This is a genomic window from Burkholderia pyrrocinia, assembly GCF_003330765.1.
GTDB classification, from domain to species: domain Bacteria; phylum Pseudomonadota; class Gammaproteobacteria; order Burkholderiales; family Burkholderiaceae; genus Burkholderia; species Burkholderia pyrrocinia_B.
The window spans coordinates 2,321,633-2,341,947 of record NZ_CP024903.1; the positions used below are offsets into that span (position 1 = coordinate 2,321,633).

Below are 20,315 nucleotides of genomic sequence, written 5' to 3' on the forward strand. Positions count from 1 at the left end.
TCACCGCGACGACGGACGCGAATCCGCGAGCGGCATCGTCACGCCCGCGGCCGCCGGCGTCCGGCGCCGGCGCAGCATGTCGCGCGTGATCCGCACGTGCTGCTCGGCGAACGCCTGCGTGGTCAGGTCGCGCTCGCGCAGGCACGCGGCGGCAGCCCGCGCGCAATCGAGCGCCGCAACCGGATCGGCCGCGAAGCGGTCGGCGGCCTGGCGCATCGCCTGCGCGTCGAACGCCGGCACATAGGCGGCCGTATCGTGCGGGAAATAATCGCTGAGCCCGCCGACGTCGGACACGATCATCGGCTTGCCGACGGCTGCCGCCTCGAGCATCACGGTGATGCCCGACGCGTGGAAATTCGGCCGCAGCGGCACGACGATCACGTCGGCCCACGCGTACAGTTCGTGCTGCTTCGCGAGCCCCGACGCCGAGCCGATCTTCACGTTCGGCGCATGCCACTCGCGCGGCACGCGGCGCCGCGTCGCGAGCCGCACCTCGTAGCGCTCGTCGCCGCCGAACGCGGCGAGGAACGTGCGCCAGTCGCGGTCGCGGTCATTGCCGATCGCCGCGATCCGCAGCGGCCGGTTCGGCTGCCACTGCTGCGGCTCGGTGATCGGGAAGTCCTGCGTGTTCAGCCCGTAGTAGACGAACTCGGCATCGCGCCCGAGGTAGCGGCGGCACAGCTCGGCGTTGTCGCGGGCGAGCGTGGTCAGCGCGTCGGCGCGCGCGAGCAGCTTGCGGTACAGCCAGCGGCGCAGGCCGCCGAAGCTGCCCCACTTGTCGAACAGCCACACGCTCTGTGCAAGCAGCAGCGGGCGCTTGCCGTGCGAGCCGGCGAACTTCAGGATCAGCGAAGCGGCAAGATGCTCCTGCTCGGTGTGCGTCCAGATCACGTCGGTGTTCAGAAGCGCGGCGCGGTTGCGCCACGCATGCACGACGTCGAAGCCGAGCGCCGCCTTCAGCGCGCGGCGTACGAGGCCGGCGACGCGGTTCTCGCCGCCGTCCTGCGAATAGGTCAGCCGGAATTCGTCGGATTCGGCATGGTGATAGCCATACAGGCAGCCGATGTTCTCGCCTTTCCGGTAGGTACGCGGATCGGCGCCGTAAAACAGATGAACGTGAACTTTCGTTGCAGCTTTCGTTGCAGTCATGCGAGCCCTCCTGGGGTGGCCGCGCGCGATGCGCGCAGCCCGTTCAAGACGTCACCGGCGGCATCGCCGCACGGTGGGGGGCAAGGTTCGTGCGGCGGGCATCGCGCGCGCCGCGGCGCACCGCGCGCCAGTGCGCGAGCACGCGGCCGCGCCGTGCGGTATGCAGCGACAGCAGCACATGCGCGAAGCCCGGGTAGACGCGCGTGCCGACCAGCGCCCACCACCACCACGCGATCTCGCGCCGTACCGGCGGCAGATGCTCGCGCAGCGTCAGCTGCAGGTTGTACGCGCCGTTGCTGATCGCGTTCAGCGACGCGGCATCGCGCCGGTCTTCGTCGAAGCGTTCGGCCGGATAGTGATCGACCGCGATCGCCGGGTCGTAGACGAGCTTCCAGCCGCCGCGCTGCACGTGCATGCTGAACGCCATGTCGTTGTGCACCTGCGCACCGGTGCCGCGCAGCCGCGTGTCGAAGCGCAGCCGTTCGATCGCGGCGCGGCGGTAGCTCATGTTCGCGCCTTTCAGCATGTCGACTTCGCGCGCGCCGCCGACGCCGAGGTGATGATTGCCGACGATCTTGCCGGACAGCGTGAGCTGGCCGACGAGTTCGCGCGATTCGTCGAGCACGCGGCCTTTCTCGTGCACCCAGTCGCGCCCGCCGACCGCACCCACGCGCGGATCGGCCTGGAATACCGACTCGATGCGCGCGAGCCAGTCGGGATGCGGCGCCGCATCGTCGTCGGTGATCGCGACGATGTCGCCGCTCGCGGAGTCGAGCCCCTTGTTGAGCGCGGCGACCTGCCCCGTCACGTCGACCGGCACGATGCGCAGCGGCAGCGCGCCACCGACCGACGGATCGGCGAGTCGTTCGTGCGTGGCGTCGTCCTCCGGGCGCGCAACGACGATCACCTCGTCGGGCAGCCGCTGCTGGCGCTGCAGCGCCAGCAGGCAACGCGCGAGGTCGGCGGGACGCCGGTAGGTCGGAACGAGCACGGAAATTTTCATCGATGGTTCTCCAGTCGGCCGGGCGGGCGCCGCTTGCGCCGGCCCGGTTGCGTGCAATGCGGTCAGGCGCTCAGGTATTCATGCACGGCCGCATAGCCGCGGCCGTAGCCGCGCGCCTTCGGCGGCACGCCATTGAAGATCCCGCCTTCCAGATCGACGCCCGCGGTGCGCAGGCGCTTGATCGCATCGGCGATCTCGCCTTCGGTATGCATGCCCGAGCGCAGCACGAGGAACGTCGAGCCGGCCATGCGGCCGATGATGGTCGCGTCGGTCACCGCCAGCACCGGCGGCGAATCGATCAGGATGACGTCGTAGCGCTTGCCGAGCCCTTCGAGGTATTGCGGCAGGCGCGTCGACATCAGCAGTTCCGACGGGTTCGGCGGGCGCGTGCCGGCCGCGATGAACGACAGGCCCTGCACCGGCGTCTCGCGCACGGCATCCTCGAGCGGCGACTGGTCGCTCAGCAGCTCCGACAGGCCCGGCTGCGCGGTGAGACCGAAATAGCGGTCGAGCAGGCCGCGACGCATGTCGGCGTCGATCAGCAGCACGCGCTTGCCCGAATGCGCGAGCAGCACCGCGAGGTTGACCGTCAGGAAGCTCTTGCCGATGCCGGGCGTCGGGCCCGTCAGCACGATCACGCGGTTCTTCGCGTCCATCATCGCGAACTGCATCGCGGTACGCAGGCTGCGCAGGCTCTCGACGCTGAGATCCTTCGGACGCAGGCTCGCGAGGATCGGCCGCGCGCGGCCGCCGCCCTTCTCGGCCATCGCGTCGAGCTTCACCTGCTCGGCGCTCTGCGGCACCAGCCCGTACAGCGGCAGGTTGAACACGCGTTCGATGCGATCGGGATCCTCGATGCCCTGGAACATGTTGCGGCGCAGGAACACGACGCCCGTGCCGAGGATCAGCCCAAGGAACACGGCGGCCGACAGGATCAGCACCTTCTTCGGCTTGATCGGATCGCCCGGACGCAGCGCCGAATCGATGAGGTGGATGTTGCCGCCCGTGCCGGCCTTCTGCACCGACAGCTCCTGCACGCGGTTCAGCAGCAGCACGTAGATGTCCTCGGCGACCTTCGCGTCGCGCTGGAGCTGGACGGCCTTCACTTCGGTCGCCGGCAGGCTGCGGAAGCGGTTGCTGAACTTGTCCTTCTCGGCCTGCAGTTCCCCGAGCTGCTGCTTCGCGGCGATCACCATCGGGTGCGAATCGGTGAAGCGCTGCGCAAGCGACGCGAGCTGCAGGCGCTGCGCGGCGATCTGCTGCTCGTACTGCACGCTGCCCTCGAGGTAGACCTTCGCCTCGTCGCTGGCGTTGATCGAGCCCGACGTGCGCTGGTACTGCGTCAGCGCGGCTTCCGCGCGTTCGAGGTCGGCCTTCAGGCGCGGCTCCTCGCCCTTCAGGAAGTCGAGCATCTTGGTCGCTTCGGCCTGCTTCGCGACCACGTGCTGGTTCAGGTACGACTGCGCGAGCGCGTTCGCGATCGCGGCGGTCTGGTCCGGATCCTTGCCTTCGAGCGAGATCTGCACGACGCCCGTCTGCTTGCCCTGCTCGGTCACCTGGATGCCGGTCTGGAAGCCGCTGATCGCGTCGAGATCGTTGTAGCGGACCACCGTGAACTGCGTGCCGGGGCGTGCGACGAGCTTCTTCACGAACAGCGTCACGCCGCCGCCCTGTGCCGATTCGCCGACGTTGCCCGACAGCAGCCGGCCGCCGTTCTCGCTGGAGAGCGCATAGGTGCCTTCCGGACCGGCCGTCAGCGTCAGCTTCTTGCCTTCGAGCGCGGGCGCGACGTTGATCGTGTCGATGTCGGCGATTTCGCCGCCCCATGCGTACGACTTCAGGCCGAGCCACGGCCGCGCCGGATCGCCGGGCGTCGCAATCCGCGCGGCGAAGCTGCCGATCACCGGCAGCGTCTTCGGCACGACCGAGAAGTTCAGCTTGAACTGCTCGACGACCGGTGCGACGACGCCGCGGCTCTTGATGATCTCGATTTCCGCATCGGTCGGCGCCTGCTGCGGACCGCTGTTGATCGTCGCGCCCGTCTGCGTCTGCGTCAGCGCCTGCGACGTGCTGTCGTTGCCTTCGACCCGCACATGCACGTCGGCCTGGTAAACCGGCTTCGCGATGTAGCAGTAAAGACCGGCGAGCGCGATGACCGTCACCGCGATGCCGAACAGCAGCCAGATGTCGTCCATGATCACCTGGAGCAACTGGCCGAGGACGAAGTCCTCTTCCTCGGTTTTGGCGGTCAGATCCGCGTAGGAGTGTTTCGCTTGCGTGTTCACCATTCATTCCCGCTTGAGTGGTGCCGGGGCGGAGGCGCCGCCCCGGCGGGCTATCAGCGCGTGATTTGCCGCATGAAGAAGATCGTCTGGATCGTCGGCAGCACCTGCTGCAGCACACGGTTGAACTGCACCGAGCTGGCCGTGCTGACATAGACGACGTCGAGCGGCTGAAGCGGGAAGCGGCTCGACAGCATCAGCGCATCGGGCTGCGTCATGTCGAGACGGAACACTTCAGGCTTCGTCGGGTTGTCGCGCATCCCGCGCATCACGTAGATCTTGCGCGGGTTCGCATCGGTGTCGAGGATGCCGCCGCCCGCGGTCAGCGCGTCGGCGATGGTCAGCCTGCCCTTGAGCATCGGCACCGCGACCGGCGTCTTGACCTCGCCCATGATGTACACGCGGCTGTCGCTGCGGTCCGGCACGTTGACGATGTCGCCCGGCTGCAGCATCACGTTCTGCCGCACTTCGCCGCGATCGAGCACGCCGTTCGCGTCGAGCGTATAGAGCTTGCCGTCGCGCGTCAGGCGCACGCGCTGCAGGTCGGCCTCGCTGGTCGAGCCGCCCGAGCGCGAGATCGCGTCGACGAGCGTCAGCGGCACGTCGCTCACGGCGAGCGGGCCCGGCTGCTTCACCTCGCCCGTCACCTGCACCTTCTGGCTGCGGAACGACAGCACGCGCACGTCGAGCTGCGGATTCTTCACGTAGTGCGACAGACTGGACGCCATCTGCTCGCGGATCTGCGCGACCGTCTTGCCCGCCACGCGCACGCGGCCGACGAACGGGAAGAAGATCGTGCCGTCGGCGGCCACCGTCTGGCCGTACGGATCGGCCTGGCCCGGCAGCGCGGTCGTATACGGCTGCTGCAGCGCGCCCGCGACCGACTGCGTCGTGTTGCCGCCGCTCGAGAACGACTGGCCCTGCGGCGTCGTCAGCTCGGGGTGGTCCCATACGGTGACGCCGAGGATGTCCTGCGGGCCGACGCGGTACACGTACTGCGACGGATCGGTATAACGTCCAGGCGGCAGCGGATGGTCGACCTGCTGCTTCTGCAACTGGTCCATCACCACTTTGGCGTCGATGAAATGAACCGGATAGGTCTCGGCCGCTTCCTTCCGGCCTTCGTCCTTCAGGTTCGACGAATCGAGGTAGTTGCCGGGTGCGGTTGCACAGGCTGACAGGAAAGTCGTCAGCGCGACGGCAAGCGCCACCGGGCGCATCGGGCGTTTCAGCATAATTTCTGTAGCCATCCTTGAACCAGACGTTCGATCTGCGAGTAGCTCTCGCGGTAATCGGCCTCGGGGCCGCCGTGCGGATCGGCAATCTCGGCCCCTTCCCACTTGCCGAGCAGGTGGACCTTGCCGCGTGCGAACGGATCGACCGATTCGACGGCCGTGATCTGTCGGCGCTCGCTGACGAGAATCAGGTCGGCGTCGCGCACGATCCGGCGCGACAGCCGCCGCGAGCGGTGGGGCGTCGCATCGACGCCCCGCTCGGCGAGCAGTTGTCGCATCACCGGATCGATGCCGTCGCCGTCGTTCGCATGCACGCCGGCCGAGTGGAACGTCGGGCGCGGGCCGCCGCGCGACCCGGCGTGCGACTTGAACAGCATTTCCGCTGCCGGGCTGCGGCAGACGTTGGCGTGGCAGACGATCAGGATGTTCCGGAACATGGCGTCTCTTAACGAGTGACGGGAAACGGGTTACGCGCTCGCGCGCGCGGTGCCCGGCACGCGGGCGGCGACGGCCTGGCGCGAGCCCGGCCGGCCGATCGGGTGGTATTCGATGCCCTGCTCGCTCATCGTCTCCGGCTCGTACAGGTTGCGGCCGTCGAAGATCACCGGCGTCTTCCACAAGCGGCCGAGCGCGACGAAGTCGGGGCTCTTGAATGCCTTCCATTCGGTGACGATCACGAGCGCGTCGGCGTCGCGCGCGGCCTGCGCTTCGTCGTCGACGAAGCTCAGGCGCTCGAGCCAGCTCGGGTGATCCGCAAGATCGAGCGCGATCACGCGGCTCGCCTCCTGCTGCGCGACCGGGTCGTACGCGGCGACGCGCGCGCCGCGCGACAGGAGCTCGGCGATCAGCTCGCGGCTCGGCGCTTCGCGCATGTCGTCGGTATTCGGCTTGAACGCCAGGCCCCAGATCGCGAACGTGCGGCCCGTCAGGTCTTCGCCGAAGCGCGCGACGATCTTGTCGGCGAGCACGCGCTTTTGCGTGGCGTTGACCGACGACACGGCCTTCAGGATCTGCAGCGATTGCCCGTGCTCGTCGGCCGTGCGGATCAGCGCCTCGACGTCCTTCGGGAAGCACGAGCCGCCGTAGCCGCAGCCGGCGTACAGGAAGTGATAGCCGATGCGCGGATCGGAGCCGATCCCGCGGCGCACGGCCTCGATGTCCGCGCCGAAGCGGTCGGCGAGGTTCGCCAGCTCGTTCATGAACGAGATGCGCGTCGCGAGCATCGCGTTCGCCGCGTACTTCGTGAATTCGGCCGAGCGCACGTCCATGTACAGCGTGCGTTCGTGGTTGCGGTTGAACGGCGCGTACAGCTTCTTCATCAGCTCGCGGGCGCGCTCGCCCGGCACGTCGTCGTCGCAGCCGATCACGATGCGGTCCGGCCGCGTGAAATCGTCGACCGCCGCGCCTTCCTTCAGGAATTCCGGATTCGACACGACCGAGAACATCTGGTCGCCGCCGCGCTTCGCGAGCTCCTCGGCAACGGCCGAACGCACGCGCTCGGCGGTGCCGACCGGCACCGTCGACTTGTCGACGATCACCTTGAAGCCCGTCATGTAGCGGCCGATGTTGCGCGCCGCCGCGAGCACGTATTGCAGGTCGGCCGAGCCGTCCTCGTCGGGCGGCGTGCCGACCGCGATGAACTGCACGTCGCCGTGCGCGACTGCCGCCTCGACGTCGGTCGAGAAGCGCAGGCGGCCGGCCGAGCGGTTGCGCGCGATGACTTCCTTGAGGCCCGGCTCGTGGATCGGCACGCCGCCGTTGTTCAGGATGTCGATCTTTGCCTGGTCGACATCGAGACAGAACACGTCGTGCCCGATGTCGGCGAGACAGGCGCCGGTGACAAGACCTACGTAACCGCTGCCGATGATAGTCAGATTCATGATGTGTCGGACCCCTTGACCAATGATTCGAAATTCGTAAAACCGGAATGTCTGCGCGGCGATGCTTCAGTACGTTCAGTACGCGTTGCTGCCGGTGAAGCCTTTCCAGAGCGTCAGCGCGACGATCTTGATGTCGAGCCAGAACGACCAGTTCTGCATGTAGTACAGATCGAGCTTCACGCGTCCCATCATCTTCTCGATCTGGTCGGTCTCGCCGCGAAAGCCGTTGATCTGCGCCCACCCGGTGATGCCCGGCTTGATCCGGTAGCGGAACATGTAGCCCTTGACCAGATCCTTGTAGATGTCGTCGTGCGCGAGCGCATGCGGGCGCGGGCCGACGACCGACATCTCGCCCTTCAGCACGTTGATGAACTGCGGCAGCTCATCGAGGCTCGTGCGGCGCAGGAACCGGCCGACCGGCGTCACGCGCGTGTCGTTCTTCGTGGCCTGCGTGACTTGCCCCACCGCTTCCTGGTGCACCTTCATCGAGCGGAACTTGTAGATCTCGAACTCGTGCCCGTCGATGCCCTTGCGCTTCTGGCGGAAAAACACCGGCCCGCGCGACGTCAGCTTGATCAGGCCCGCGATCAGCAGCATCACGGGCGCGAGCGCCGTGAGCGCCGCCAGCGCGAACAGCCGGTCGAACACGAACTTCGGCAGGATCCGCACGTCGGTGATCGGCGACGCCGCGAGGTTGATCGCCGGCACGCCGAGCACCTCGACCACTTCCTGGTTGAAGAACGACAACGTGCGCACGTCCGGAATGAAACGGATATTCACGAAGTCGTGGCGGAACACCGTCACGATCTGGTGAATCCGGCGCTCCTCCGAGACCGGCAGCGTGAGCCACAGCTCGCTGATCGCGCGGCTGCGCACCAGCCACACCAGCGATTCGAACTGCCGCTCGATGCGCACGTCGTCGAGCGCGACTTCGCCCGGCGCCTCGCTTTCGTCGTACACGCACACCGGGTTGAAGCCCGCTTCCGGCCGCGCCCGCATCTGCGCGATCAGCCGCCGCGCCGCCGGCGTGCCGCCGACGATCGCGACCGCCTTCAGGTTGTAGCCGCCGCGGCGCAGTTGCCGCAGCACGACGTGCACGCAGGCCTTCGAGCCGGCGAGCAGCGCCATCGTCACGAGCGCCCAGTAACCCAGCCACAGCCGCGACAATTCGCCCGACTGGTGAAAGCTGAAACTCATCAGGATGCCCGCGAGCTCGACCACGAGCCACGCGAACGCAACCCGGCCCACCAGCCCGACGAGACGCTTGCCGCGCCACGACTGGTAAATGCCGACGGCCGGAAAGAACACGACGACGAGCAGGCAGTCGAACAGCACCGTCGTGCGCTGCAGGTCGTTGAGCCAGATGCTGCCGCCGTGCAGCGCGGCGGCGATCAGCGCCCCCGCCACGACCATCGCGATATCGATGACTCTCGCCAGCACGCTCAACATGTCTGCTTCCTCTTTGAACAGGCGTTTGCCGAACAGCTCCTTGCGCGACCCGTGCCGCACATTCGATTCAAACGTTGCATGACGCTATTGAACCGGTAAGAAAATTCGTCCTCAAGCGCACAAGTATTTCGAAAAATAATCGGAAAATCTTGCCGCGATCTTTTTTAATTAAATCGGCACGTTTTCCCGAATCGACCGGAAATCGAGAGGTTTTCGGAAGCTTTACGCTTCCCGCTCACCCTTTGCGGGCGGTCATGTCCGGTTGGCGATCGGAATTATTTTTTACTTTTTTATTTGCATCCAATGCTATCGCTGAAAATTCTTCCAGATGAATGCCTGGCGAATCTCAGCCAATCGGCCAGGTTTTATTGTCGATTTACTTCATGCTACAACGTCAGGCACTGACTTCAACCATGGAGAGTGTCATCATGAATGCTCCGGCCGTGGCAGCCGAAACGCGCCATTCCTCTTCCGCCGCACCCGCCGCCGGCACGCGCCTCGCCGTGCAGCCGGTGATCCTTGCCGGCGGTTCCGGCACGCGCCTGTGGCCGATGTCGCGCGAACGTTTTCCGAAACAGCTGATCGGCCTGCTCGGCGATCATTCGCTGCTGCAATCGACCGCGCTGCGCCTCGACGGCCTGACGGCCGACCATCCGCTGAACGACGACGTGCTGATCGTGTGCGGCGAGGATCACCGCTTCACGACCGCCGAACAGCTGCGCCTGACGGCCAAGCGCGCGACGATCATGCTCGAGCCGCTCGCCCGCGACACCGCGCCCGCGCTGACGCTCGCCGCACTGCGGCTCGTCGCCGACGGCAACGATGCGGTGATGACCGTGATGCCGGCCGACCATGCGGTCGCCGACCTGCCGCGCTTCCACGCAGCCGTCGCGGCCGGCGTGCACTGCGCGGCGCAAGGCAAGATCGCGACGATGGGCATCGTGCCCAAGCATGCGGAAACCGGCTACGGCTACATCCGCGTCGGCGCGCCGCTCGGCGACGCCGCGACGGGCAGCCTCGACGTGCGCCGCCTCGACCGTTTCGTCGAGAAGCCGCATCTCGAACTCGCGCAGCAGTACGTCGCATCGGGCGAATACTGGTGGAACAGCGGGATCTTCATCGTTCGCGCATCGGTCTGGCTGAATGCGATCCGTCAGCTCGAACCGGCGATCTACGCGGCCTGCGAACAGGCCGTCGCACAGGGCAAGGGCGATGGCGACTTCTTCCGCGTCGATCGCGACGCGTTCGCCGCGTCGCCGTCGAACTCGATCGACTACGCGGTGATGGAGCCGCTCGCGAGCCTGCCCCAACTGTGCGAGAGCGTCGTCGTGCCGCTCGACGCGGGCTGGTCGGACGTCGGCTCGTGGGACGCGATCTGGCAGATCTCGGCGAAGGACGATGCCAAGAACGTCGGCCGCGGCCACGTGCTGTTCGAAGACGCCGAATCGACCTTCGCGCATTCGGAAAGCCGGCTCGTCGCCTGCGTCGGCACGCAGAACCTCGTCGTCGTCGAAACGCCCGACGCCGTGCTCGTCGCGGATAAATCGCGCGTGCAGGACGTGAAGAAGATCGTCGGGCGCATCAAGGCGCAACGCGGCGCGGAAGCGACCGATCACCGCAAGGTGCATCGCCCGTGGGGCCACTACGACTCGGTCGACATGGGTGAGCGCTTCCAGGTGAAACGCATCGTCGTGAAGCCGGGCGCGCAACTGTCGCTGCAGATGCATCACCACCGCGCCGAACACTGGATCGTCGTGCGCGGCACCGCGCGCATCACGCGCGGCGACGAAACGTTCCTGCTGTCCGAAAACGAATCGACGTACATCCCGCTCGGCGTATCGCACCGCCTGGAGAATCCGGGCAAGATGCCGCTCGAGCTGATCGAAGTGCAATCGGGCGCCTATCTCGGCGAGGACGACATCGTCCGCTTCGACGATACCTACGGCCGGCAGTAACGCATCATGCGCCGGGGGCGCCGCAACCACTGCGGCGCCCCCGGCGAGGCAGACATGAAGAGACGGGATTTCCACGCGGGCGTCGTGGCACACGACAGCCCGCGCCTTACATCGGAACGGCGCTCAGCCTACGCGGTACGCGTATTCGTGACGCTCCGACTGCACGGGATCGTTGCGGCTTTCGGACAGCGCGCCGGTGCGACGCTCGGCGATGAAGCGCTTGATGTCCGACTCCGCGCGCGCCAGCGCGGACAGGCCGGCCAGCACCTCGCTTTGCGGCTCGCGCGCCGGCGCGTCGCTCGCACCGTGGCGATCGATCCACTGGCGCGCCCAGTCGAGCGCGAACTGCTCGGCTTCCTCGGCATCGGTGAAGCGCGGACCGATGAGGCCCGAGCGCTCGACGCGCCGGTCGCCCTGCGAAATCTCGGCCCATGCGCGATACATCAGGTTCTGCACGGGCTGCGCAATGCCGCTGATCGTATAGCCGCGATACTCGTCGACTTGCGGTTCGGTCGCGGCGAAGCTCGCCGACGGCGCATGCGCATGGCGCAGCTCCGCCGCCGGCGCACCGGGCACCACGAACGACGCGTCCGACGGGACGACCGCTTCTTCGCCCGGCATCGCGGTCAGCGACGCGCCCTCGCCGTCCCAAACGTTTGCCTGCGCAACCGGCAATTGCCACGATTCGGGGTTCTGCCAGAACACGCCGCGCAAACGATCGTTGTCAGGCATGGGCTCCGCGCGGCGCGCGGGAACGACCGGCACCGGCGGCGGCGGAATATACGCGAACGTGCGCCCGCTGAACTGGGTCAGCACGTCGATCATCTGCAGCAGCGTACCGGTCGCGAGCCACTCTTCGTAGCGGCGACGGCACGTCGGCCCGGACGGATAGCGACCGGGCAGCTTGGACCACGCTTCGCCGGTCGTCAGGATCCAGAGCACCGCGTTGGCAACGACGCGCGGTTCGGCTCGTGGACGCCCACGGCGGTTCAGCCGGATGGGTTCATCGGCGATCAGCGTTGAAAGACGAAACCACTCTTCATCGTTAAGCTCATCGAAGAACATAGTAGATCTCTCCACGCAGCCAGGCCGGGGCTGCGATTGGCGGCGCCGTCGCGACTCATCGCGTCGCGGGGCGGCCAGGTTGCACATTATGGTTATCCGGTGTTGTGCATGCCGGACGACACCGCACTTTCACGGTGCCGCAATTCCCGGCAATGGCGCACAAATCGCGGTCTCACTCCAATGTGGGAATTTTTGTGCACGAAGCATACCATCCTCAGGGTTTATCTCAATATGACAATGACTTAATGTTACGCACTGAAACAACCTGCCATGAATGCGTAATCCATTTACGCTTGAATTTTTTTGCGAGATCTTTATGCCTGTCGCTGCAAAGCCCCGTCTGGCGGGGCTCCGCAGGGTCTGAAGAATGCCATCCGGCGGGCCTTTGCGGGCTGCTCCGACCCTTGCCGAAACAATCCCGTGAATCGCTGCCTAAAATCGGTAAATCAGGGGAAATTTCGTAACAATATATTCACGAATCGGTAAATCGTTCGATTTCCGTTCAACCCGATTATCTCCGTGCACAATCTTTTTATTGTTTCTCTGCGAGTGATGAAAGCATGGTGACGTGCGATGCAATTATTTCCTTGCATGCAAACTCGTGACGTCTGTTACATCTTCGCGGCGACCGGCGAGCACACGCGCCGCATCGCGTGCGGAAATCCTGTTTCGGGTCGGAACGGAAAAGCAGAAACCGGCGCGCAGGACGCGCAACGGTTGCGTCAGTGCAGATCGCCGGCCAGCGATGCGGCCACGTCCGCCGCCACGCGCTGCGGCGGCATCGCGTAGGCCGGGTGATCGCAGCCGATCGACAGCGCCGCCCCGCCCCTGAGCGCCGCGCGCATCGGCGCGTCGAGTTCGAAGCGCACGAAGTGCACGGCCGATGTCTTCTCGGCGGTGTCGCGCTCGAGATCCTCGTCGGCGATCGCATAGACGCTCGCATGCCCGTCGACCCGCAGGTACACGCGATCCTCGACGCCGATCAGCCGTGCGAGCGCCGCGCGCCGTTCGATCTCGTGCTCGTATTCGATCTGCATCGTCGCTTTCAGGTTGGTGCCGTCGGGCACGAGCGGCAAATACGCTTCCAGTTCGCCTTCGATGCCCGCCTGGTCGAAGATCTTCTCGATGTGCAGCATCTCCTGGATCTGATAGCGGATCGTCGTCTCGTCCTCGAACAAAAAACGCAGGTGGTTGCCGAGCGCCACCGCACGGCGGCGCTTGTACGCGACGAGCCGCGCGTGTTCGGTCTTGCGGATCTTCGCGTACGCTTCGAGCGTCAGCAGGGAGTCGCGGGTCAGCGTCATGGGATGTCCTCGTGGGTCGGCCGGCATCGGCTCAGATGCCGTAGGCGCGACGCAGCAGCGTGAGCGGATGCGCGAGCGGCGCGGACGGCAGGCCCTTCTCGTCGATGCCCTGCACGATGTGATGGCCGGCCAGCGCGCAGTCGGACGACACGAAATCCGGTTTCGGCTCGGCCATCGCCTTGAACACGGGCGCGCCGATCCGCATCGCGGCCGCATGGAATTCCTTCTTCACGCCGAACGTGCCCGCGTGGCCCGAGCAGCGCTCGACGACATTCACGCGCGTATCGGGCACGAGCGACAGCGCATCGGCCGTCTTGCGGCCGATGTTCTGCACGCGCGCATGGCACGGCACGTGATACGACACGGTGCCGAGCCCGGTCTTGAAATCGGTCTTCAGCAGCCCGTCGCGATGCCGCGCGATCACGTATTCGAACGGATCCCAGAATGCGTCGGCCACCGCGCGCACGGCTTCGTCGCCGGGGAACATCAGCGGCAGTTCGCTCTTGTACATCAGCACGCAACTCGGAATCGCGCCGATCAGCGCATAGCCTTCGCGCGCATAGCGTTCGAGCACCGGCATGTTCACGGCCTTCTTCGCGGCGACGCCCGCGAGGTTGCCCTGCTCGAGCAGCGGCATCCCGCAGCAGGCTTCGCGCGTGACGAGTTCGTACGGGATGTCGTTGTGCGCGAGAATCGCGAGCAGGTCGTGGCCGATGCCGGGTTCGTTGAAATTCACGTAGCACGTCGCGTAGATCGCGACCTTGCCGGGCGTGCGTTCGCCGTCGCGCACGGGCGGGTTGTCCGAGCGCTTCGCAGCGCGCCGGAACTTGCGCGGCGCAAACTCCGGCAGCCACGCGTTGCGGTCGACGCCGAGCGCCGCTTCGAGCGCATGGCGCGCGGGCGGCGTGCGGTTCACCGCGTTCACCGTCTGCGTGACGATCGGAATGCCCGCGAAATGGCCGAGCGCATCGGTATTCGACAGCAGCTTGTCGCGCAGCGGCGCTTCGCCGCGCTGGTAGCGCGCGGCCTTGCCGCGCAGCATCAGGTGCGGGAAGTCGACGTTCCACGCGTGCGGCGGCACGTACGGGCATTTCGTCATGTAGCAGAGATCGCACAGATAGCACTGGTCGACGACCTTGCCGAACGCGTCCTTCGGCACTTCCTCGATGTCGCCCATCGACGTGTCGTCGACCAGATCGAACAACGTCGGAAACGCGCCGCACAGCGACACGCAGCGCCGGCATCCGGCGCAGATGTCGAACACGCGCGTCATTTCCGCATCGATCGCGGCCTGGTCGTAGAACGCATCGGACTGCCAGTCGAGCGGATGCCGGGTCGGGGCTTCGAGACTGCCTTCCTTGTGGGGCATGGGGCGCTCCAGCGTGGCGCGCATGCGCGCGAGCACGCCGCCCGCGCGATGCGGGCAGCGATGAACGAATAGCCGGCCGCTTGCCGGTCACACGGTCGTGCCGTGCGGCCTGCGGCGGCCCGTCAATCGACGAGACTGTCCAGCGCCTTCGTATAACGGTTCGCGTGGCTGCGTTCGGCTTTCGCGAGCGTCTCGAACCAGTTCGCGATTTCGTCGAAGCCTTCGTCGCGTGCCATCTTCGCCATGCCCGGATACATGTCGGTGTATTCGTGCGTTTCGCCGGCGATCGCCGATTCGAGATTCAGCCGCGACGAGCCGAACGGCAAGCCCGTGGCCGGATCGCCAACAGCTTCCAGATATTCGAGATGGCCGTGCGCATGGCCGGTTTCGCCTTCGGCGGTCGAGCGGAACAGCGCGGCGAGGTCGTTCTGGCCTTCGACGTCGGCCTTCGAAGCGAAATACAGATAGCGCCGGTTCGCCTGCGATTCGCCCGCGAATGCGGCCTTCAGGTTCTCTTCGGTTTTGCTGCCCTTGAGTTGAGCCATTTGCGCCTCCGTTCGAGTCGGCGCAGCCGCGTGCGAAGCCGGGCCGATGATATATGTGGGGAGCGATGCGTTTGCCGGGGGCGCGCGCATCGTGCTCTTTAATCTAGGCGCTCGCGTTCGCATCCCCCAATAGACTTTTTCAATCCGCGCGATAGTGCCGGGCGGGAAACGGGAAGCGGGGATCGTCGGGAGGGCGGGTTCGGCGCGCCGGGCAGCGCGCTCGCGCGCGTGTCAGGCGTCACGCATCCGTCGCGCGCTTGAGCAGCAACTCGCGTTCGCGCTCGTTGCGCGTCAGCTCCGCCGCGCGGCGGAACTCGAGCTTGGCCTCGTCGGCGCGGCCGAGTTTCGCCAGCAGGTCGCCGCGCACGCTCGGCAGCCAGTGATAGCGCGCGAGCGCGGGATCGGCGCGCAACACGTCGACGATTTCGAGCGCTGCGGCCGGCCCGAACGCCATCCCCACGGCCACCGCGCGATTCAGCTCGACGACGGGCGACGGCGCGACTTCGACGAGCGCGTCATACAGCGCGACGATCTGCGCCCAGTCCGTGTCCGACGCGCGACGCGCGCGCGCATGGCAGGCGGCCAGCGCGGCCTGCAGCGCATACGGCCCGCGCACGCCGCCCAGCTTCGTCGCCCGTTCGAGCGCCGCGAGACCGCGCCGGATCAGCAACGGATCCCAGCGGCTCCGGTCCTGGTCGAGCAGCAGCACGGGCCGGCCCTGTGCATCGGTGCGCGCATGCATGCGCGACGCCTGCAGTTCCATCAGCGCGACGAGCCCGAGCACTTCGCTCTCGTCCGGCGCGAGCCCGGCCAGCACGCGACCGAGCCGCAGCGCCTCGTCGCACAGCGCCGGACGCGTCCAGTCGTCGCCCGCCGTCGCCGCATGGCCTTCGTTGAACACGAGGTAGATCACTTCGAGCACCGACGCGAGCCGCGCGGGCCGCGCATCGGCGGCCGGCACCTCGAACGGCACGCGCGCCGCCGCAAGCGTGCGCTTCGCCCGCACGATCCGCTGCGCGATTGTCGGCTCGGGCGTCAGGAACGCGCGCGCGATCTCGCCCGTCGTCAATCCGCCGAGCAGCCGCAGCGTCAGCGCGACGCGTGCATCGGTCGACAGCACCGGGTGGCACGACGTGAAGATCAGCCGCAGCAGATCGTCGCCGATGTCGTCTTCGCTCGCGTCGGCGAGCGCATCCGCGATGTCGGGGACGACATGCGCTTCGAGCGCATCCATCTCGTGGCCGAGCCGGTCGCGCTTCGCCGCGTGGAGCGACTCCTGCCGGACCCGATCGAGCGCGCGACGCTTCACGGCCGTCATCAGCCACGCGGCCGGGTTGTCGGGTACGCCGTCGACGGGCCAGTGCTCGAGCGCCGCGACGAGCGTGTCCTGCGCCAGTTCCTCGGCCACGCCGACGTCGCGCACCACGCGCGCGGCGCGCGCGATGATCTTCGGCGCCTCGATCCGCCAGACCGCTTCGATCGCACGATGAGTCGCCTCATGCGTCACGACGCCGGCCCCTGGGTGGACGCGTCCTGCTCCATGTACATCAGCTCCCACGCGTGACCGTCCGGATCGGTGAACCCGTGGCCGTACATGCCCGGATACTCCAGCGGAGGACGCGGCGCGGTGCCGCCGGCCGCACGCGCCTTCGCGACGACCTCGTCGACTTCGGCACGGCTTTCGCACGACAGGCACGACAACACCTGCACGTGCGTCGCGGGTTCGACGATGGTCTTGTCGGTGAAGGTCTGGAAAAACGGCCGCACGAGCAACATCGCGAAGATCGTGTCGCTGATCCGGAGGCAGGCGGCCTGGTCGTTCGTGTAAGCCGGCACGACCTCGAAGCCGAGCCCCTGGTAGAACGCCTTCGCGCGCGGCAGGTCGGTCACGGGAAGGTTGACGAAGATCATTTTGTGCATGACGGGTGCTCCCGGTGGTAATGGATTCAGGCGGCGTTGTTGCGGCCAACGTGGAGTTCGCGGAACCGCTCGACCGCGTCGCTCGGCGTGAGGTCGTCGAGCTCGAACAGCGGCCGCACCTCGATCTCGCAATCCATCTCGGCGCCGAACGGCGCGGGAAACCGGCGCGTCCATTCGAGCGCCTCGTCGCGCGAACGCACCTGGATCAGCGTATAGCCGGCGATCAGCTCCTTCGTTTCGGTGAACGGGCCGTCGACCACCGTGCCCTTGCCGCCCGTATAGCGCACGCGCCAGCCACGCGCGCTCGGTCTCAGCCCGTTCGCGTCGAGCAGCACGCCTGCGTTGGCCAGTTCCTCGTGATAGACGGTCATGGCCTCGACCAGCCGGTTGTCCGGCAACGCATCGGATTCGCTGACGGCGTTCGCCCGGATCATGATCATGAATCGCATCGTTCACTCCTTGTCGTCGATGGAAAGAGGCGCCCGTTCATCGGCGCCTTATCCGGACGACGGGCGGGACCCGGCCGGATCGACGCGCGCCACGACAAATCAGGGTAAATACCGAGTCGCGGCATTCACAGGAAGCACGGGCCGACTGCGCGCACCTCGACCGTGCACCATTGCGCGGCCGGACACTGGCGCGCGATCTCGATCTTCGCGCGTGTCGACGTCGACGAGGAAGAAGCCGCCGACCATCTCCTTCGCCTCAGCGAACGGGCCGTCGAGCAGGCGCGTCTCGCCGTCGCGAACCTGCACGCGCGTACCGCGCTCGGAGCGCTCCAGCGATTCGACGCCGCGCAGCACGCCGCGCGCCTTCAGCGTCCCGGCGAAATCGACCATCCGTGCGTAAAGCGCCTGACCTTCGTCGAGCGTGCGCTCGGCGCGCTGGTCGGTCGGTTCGACAATCAACAGCATGTAAGACATGGACTTCTCCTGTGGGAACGGGATGCGGCGCCCGGTGCGAAAGCGTAACAGCCGCGGAGCGGCCTGCCTGCATCGTTGGCTGACCGGCACTGGCCGAACGGCCATTTCGGCCGCTTCCTGACATTTTGCCGTCAAGATGCCTTCCCGAACTTTCGGATTTTCTTCCTGTGGACCACCCCATGTCACGCCTGCTTCCGTCGCTTGCCGTTGCGCTGTCGCTCGCCCTCGCCGCCCTCGCCACCCTCTCCGTCCGGCCGGCCACGCCGCCGGTCAGCGCCGGCTGCGGCAACGCAACCACGTCGATTGCCGACCTCCGCAGCGCCGGCGGCCCGTCGCCGCTGGCCGGGCAAACCACATCGATCGAAGCGGTCGTCACCGCGGCGTTCGGCGGCGCCGACGGCTTCGGCGGCTTCTTCGTCCAGCAGGCCGACGCGCAGCGGCAGCGCAGGCCGGGCGTGCCGGAAGGCGTGTTCGTGTACGCGCCGGACGCGCGCGCGAAAGCCGGCGATCTCGTGCATCTCACGGGCAGGGTCGACGATCAATACGGCCGGACGCAGTTCACGCTGTCGGGCAACATTGCCGTCTGCGCACACGGGCAGACGGTCACACCGGCGACGCTCACGCTGCCGGTCGACACGCCGGCCGTGCTGGCCGCGCACGAAGGCATGCTGGTGCGCCTGCCGCAAACGCTGACGGTCAGCGACACGCACGAACTCGGCCGCTACGGCAGCGTCGTCCTCAGCAACGGCCGGCTGCGCATCCCGACCCACGTCGCGGCGCCGCCCGAAGCCGCCGCGCACGCGGCGGCCAACGCGCGCAACCGCATCGTGCTCGACGACGGCTCGAACCGCCGCGACCCCGCGACCGTCCGCTATCCGCCGCCCGCGCTGAGCGCCGCCAACACGCTGCGCGCGGGCTACACGGTGCGCGGCGTCGAAGGCGTGCTCGAACTGCGCTACGGCACGTGGCGGCTGCAACCGACCGCCGGCGCGGCGCCAAGGTTCGACGCCGCCGCGAATCCCCGTGCCGATGCGCCGGCCCGGCATCCCGACGCCGACGTGCGCATCGTGTCGTTCAACGTATTCAACTATTTCAACGGTGACGGCCATGGCGGCGGATTCGACGCTCCGGCTGGCCGCGGCGCGAAAACACGCGCCGTGTTCGCGCGGCAGGAAGCGAAGATCGTCGCGGCCTTGCGTGCGCAGCGCGCCGACGTGATCGGGCTGATGGAAATCGCGAACAACGGCCACGGCGACGCGAGCGCCGTGCGACGTCTCGCCGCGCAACTTGGCGATGGCTGGCGCGCGGTCGATCCGGGCACCGCGCGGCTCGGCCGCGATGCGATCATGGTCGCGCTGCTGTACGACAGCCGCACGGTCGAGCCGGTCGGGCGCGCCGCAACCATCGCGCTCGGCGGCCGGCACCGTCCGCCGCTCGCGCAGACCTTCCGGCGCATCGGCGGCACGCGCGCGTTCACGGTCTCGGTCAATCACCTGAAGTCGAAGAACTGCCCGGACGCGACCGGCGCCGACCTCGACCAGTCGGACGGCCAGGGCTGCTGGAACGCGGCCCGCACGCGGGCGGCCACGCGCATCGCCGACTGGCTCGCCGCGTCGCCGACGGGCGCCGCGGCCGACGGCGTGCTGCTGATCGGCGACCTGAACAGCTATGCGAAGGAAGATCCGGTCCGCGCACTCGAAGCGCGCGGCTATGCGAACCTGGTTGCCCGCTTCGTCGGCGATGCTGCGTACAGCTACGTATTTCGCGGCGAAGCCGGCGCCCTCGACCACGCGCTCGCCACCTCGACGCTCGCCGCGCGCGTGAAGGGCGTGCACATATGGCACATCAACGCCGATGAACCGTTTGCACTGCAACCCGTGCCCGATTACAAAACGTCCGCGCAACGGTCGTCTTATTACGCACCCGACGCATACCGCTCGTCGGACCACGATCCCGTCGTGATCGACATCGCGCTTGACGATAGCGGCACATTACCGGCCCCGGGCACAAACCCTGCTCGTCGACACAGCGTGGACTAGTGCATTTGCATCAGCACAACGCGTGCAACGGCACTATTTACCTGGCGACCCTGGCGACGCCATATTTACCGGGCCATCACTTCGTACCGCTGCCCGATACGCTGCTTCGCCCGCAGCGCGAAATTTTTTCAACCGCCGCACCGCCCCGCGCGACGGGGCTCCGCGGCGATCCTGCCAACGAATTGAAAAATTGTCTC

16 protein-coding genes and 1 pseudogene are annotated in these 20,315 nt (G+C 67.1%); 2 read left to right on the forward strand and 15 right to left on the reverse strand.

The features are described from left to right. The 7 genes from CUJ89_RS28125 to CUJ89_RS28155 all read right to left on the reverse strand — a co-directional run bounded on the left by CUJ89_RS28125 (nt 1) and on the right by CUJ89_RS28155 (nt 8,998). Entirely contained in the window at nt 1–1,149 is a 1,149-nt protein-coding gene (locus tag CUJ89_RS28125) for a glycosyltransferase family 4 protein (protein ID WP_114180570.1), read from the reverse strand. A gap of 43 nt (nt 1,150–1,192) precedes the next feature. Then, nucleotides 1,193–2,152 carry a glycosyltransferase family 2 protein gene (locus CUJ89_RS28130; RefSeq protein ID WP_114180571.1) on the reverse strand — a complete coding sequence of 320 codons (960 nt, stop codon included), beginning with the start codon at nt 2,150–2,152 and terminating at the stop codon, nt 1,193–1,195. A gap of 62 nt (nt 2,153–2,214) precedes the next feature. Beyond that, nucleotides 2,215–4,440 carry a polysaccharide biosynthesis tyrosine autokinase gene (locus tag CUJ89_RS28135; RefSeq protein WP_114180572.1) on the reverse strand — a complete coding sequence of 742 codons (2,226 nt, stop codon included), beginning with the start codon at nt 4,438–4,440 and terminating at the stop codon, nt 2,215–2,217. A gap of 50 nt (nt 4,441–4,490) precedes the next feature. Continuing rightward, complete coding sequence (locus tag CUJ89_RS28140; protein WP_114180573.1) at nt 4,491–5,669, reverse strand: polysaccharide biosynthesis/export family protein; 1,179 nt, start codon at nt 5,667–5,669, stop codon at nt 4,491–4,493. Then, entirely contained in the window at nt 5,663–6,106 is a 444-nt protein-coding gene (locus CUJ89_RS28145) for a low molecular weight protein-tyrosine-phosphatase (RefSeq protein WP_114180574.1), read from the reverse strand. Before CUJ89_RS28145 ends, CUJ89_RS28140 begins: the two co-directional genes overlap by 7 nt. 30 nt (nt 6,107–6,136) lie before the next feature. Beyond that, nucleotides 6,137–7,549: a UDP-glucose dehydrogenase family protein gene (locus tag CUJ89_RS28150; protein ID WP_114180575.1), complete on the reverse strand. Its 1,413-nt coding sequence runs from the start codon at nt 7,547–7,549 to the stop codon at nt 6,137–6,139. Nucleotides 7,550–7,624: 75 nt separating this feature from the next. Further along, nucleotides 7,625–8,998 carry an undecaprenyl-phosphate glucose phosphotransferase gene (locus CUJ89_RS28155; RefSeq protein ID WP_114181604.1) on the reverse strand — a complete coding sequence of 458 codons (1,374 nt, stop codon included), beginning with the start codon at nt 8,996–8,998 and terminating at the stop codon, nt 7,625–7,627. 428 nt (nt 8,999–9,426) lie between these two features. Between CUJ89_RS28155 and CUJ89_RS28160 the strand changes: the two genes are divergently transcribed. Next, nucleotides 9,427–10,953 (forward strand): mannose-1-phosphate guanylyltransferase/mannose-6-phosphate isomerase, encoded by a 1,527-nt coding sequence (locus tag CUJ89_RS28160; RefSeq protein ID WP_114181605.1) that lies wholly within the window; start codon nt 9,427–9,429, stop codon nt 10,951–10,953. Between the two features lie 123 nt (nt 10,954–11,076). On the opposite strand, the gene CUJ89_RS28165 is transcribed toward CUJ89_RS28160, so the two are convergent. From CUJ89_RS28165 to CUJ89_RS28200, 8 genes and pseudogenes are all read right to left on the reverse strand, one after another. Next, nucleotides 11,077–12,018 carry a transposase gene (locus tag CUJ89_RS28165; protein ID WP_114180576.1) on the reverse strand — a complete coding sequence of 314 codons (942 nt, stop codon included), beginning with the start codon at nt 12,016–12,018 and terminating at the stop codon, nt 11,077–11,079. Nucleotides 12,019–12,740: 722 nt separating this feature from the next. Beyond that, on the reverse strand, nt 12,741–13,322 hold the full coding sequence (locus CUJ89_RS28170; RefSeq protein ID WP_114180577.1) for a DUF3501 family protein: 582 nt from the start codon (nt 13,320–13,322) through the stop codon (nt 12,741–12,743). A gap of 31 nt (nt 13,323–13,353) precedes the next feature. Next, complete coding sequence (locus CUJ89_RS28175) at nt 13,354–14,691, reverse strand: heterodisulfide reductase-related iron-sulfur binding cluster (protein WP_114181606.1); 1,338 nt, start codon at nt 14,689–14,691, stop codon at nt 13,354–13,356. A 122-nt stretch (nt 14,692–14,813) separates the two neighbouring features. Then, the gene (locus CUJ89_RS28180) at nt 14,814–15,236 is read right to left on the reverse strand and encodes a rubrerythrin family protein (protein ID WP_114180578.1); all 423 of its coding nucleotides are present in this window, start codon (nt 15,234–15,236) and stop codon (nt 14,814–14,816) included. Nucleotides 15,237–15,474: 238 nt separating this feature from the next. Then, complete coding sequence (locus tag CUJ89_RS28185) at nt 15,475–16,743, reverse strand: RNA polymerase sigma factor (RefSeq protein WP_114180579.1); 1,269 nt, start codon at nt 16,741–16,743, stop codon at nt 15,475–15,477. Continuing rightward, on the reverse strand, nt 16,740–17,156 hold the full coding sequence (locus CUJ89_RS28190; RefSeq protein WP_114180580.1) for a VOC family protein: 417 nt from the start codon (nt 17,154–17,156) through the stop codon (nt 16,740–16,742). The genes CUJ89_RS28185 and CUJ89_RS28190 overlap by 4 nt, the downstream gene beginning before the upstream one ends. 26 nt (nt 17,157–17,182) lie before the next feature. Further along, entirely contained in the window at nt 17,183–17,605 is a 423-nt protein-coding gene (locus tag CUJ89_RS28195) for a YciI family protein (protein ID WP_114180581.1), read from the reverse strand. Between the two features lie 125 nt (nt 17,606–17,730). Then, nucleotides 17,731–18,079 (reverse strand): annotated as a pseudogene (locus CUJ89_RS28200) (YciI family protein). A gap of 179 nt (nt 18,080–18,258) precedes the next feature. Here CUJ89_RS28200 and CUJ89_RS28205 point away from each other — a divergent pair. Next, entirely contained in the window at nt 18,259–20,118 is a 1,860-nt protein-coding gene (locus CUJ89_RS28205) for an ExeM/NucH family extracellular endonuclease (RefSeq protein WP_114180582.1), read from the forward strand. Nucleotides 20,119–20,315: the final 197 nt, after the last annotated feature.

Coding starts and splice junctions, on each gene's coding strand:
- CUJ89_RS28125 (WP_114180570.1), bottom strand. CDS start 1,149: ATGACTGCAACGAAAGCTGCAACGAAAGTTCACGTTCATCTGTTTTAC.
- CUJ89_RS28130 (WP_114180571.1), bottom strand. CDS start 2,152: ATGAAAATTTCCGTGCTCGTTCCGACCTACCGGCGTCCCGCCGACCTC.
- CUJ89_RS28135 (WP_114180572.1), bottom strand. CDS start 4,440: ATGGTGAACACGCAAGCGAAACACTCCTACGCGGATCTGACCGCCAAA.
- CUJ89_RS28140 (WP_114180573.1), bottom strand. CDS start 5,669: ATGCTGAAACGCCCGATGCGCCCGGTGGCGCTTGCCGTCGCGCTGACG.
- CUJ89_RS28145 (WP_114180574.1), bottom strand. CDS start 6,106: ATGTTCCGGAACATCCTGATCGTCTGCCACGCCAACGTCTGCCGCAGC.
- CUJ89_RS28150 (WP_114180575.1), bottom strand. CDS start 7,549: ATGAATCTGACTATCATCGGCAGCGGTTACGTAGGTCTTGTCACCGGC.
- CUJ89_RS28155 (WP_114181604.1), bottom strand. CDS start 8,998: ATGTTGAGCGTGCTGGCGAGAGTCATCGATATCGCGATGGTCGTGGCG.
- CUJ89_RS28160 (WP_114181605.1), top strand. CDS start 9,427: ATGAATGCTCCGGCCGTGGCAGCCGAAACGCGCCATTCCTCTTCCGCC.
- CUJ89_RS28165 (WP_114180576.1), bottom strand. CDS start 12,018: ATGTTCTTCGATGAGCTTAACGATGAAGAGTGGTTTCGTCTTTCAACG.
- CUJ89_RS28170 (WP_114180577.1), bottom strand. CDS start 13,322: ATGACGCTGACCCGCGACTCCCTGCTGACGCTCGAAGCGTACGCGAAG.
- CUJ89_RS28175 (WP_114181606.1), bottom strand. CDS start 14,691: ATGCCCCACAAGGAAGGCAGTCTCGAAGCCCCGACCCGGCATCCGCTC.
- CUJ89_RS28180 (WP_114180578.1), bottom strand. CDS start 15,236: ATGGCTCAACTCAAGGGCAGCAAAACCGAAGAGAACCTGAAGGCCGCA.
- CUJ89_RS28190 (WP_114180580.1), bottom strand. CDS start 17,156: ATGCACAAAATGATCTTCGTCAACCTTCCCGTGACCGACCTGCCGCGC.
- CUJ89_RS28195 (WP_114180581.1), bottom strand. CDS start 17,605: ATGCGATTCATGATCATGATCCGGGCGAACGCCGTCAGCGAATCCGAT.
- CUJ89_RS28205 (WP_114180582.1), top strand. CDS start 18,259: ATGTCACGCCTGCTTCCGTCGCTTGCCGTTGCGCTGTCGCTCGCCCTC.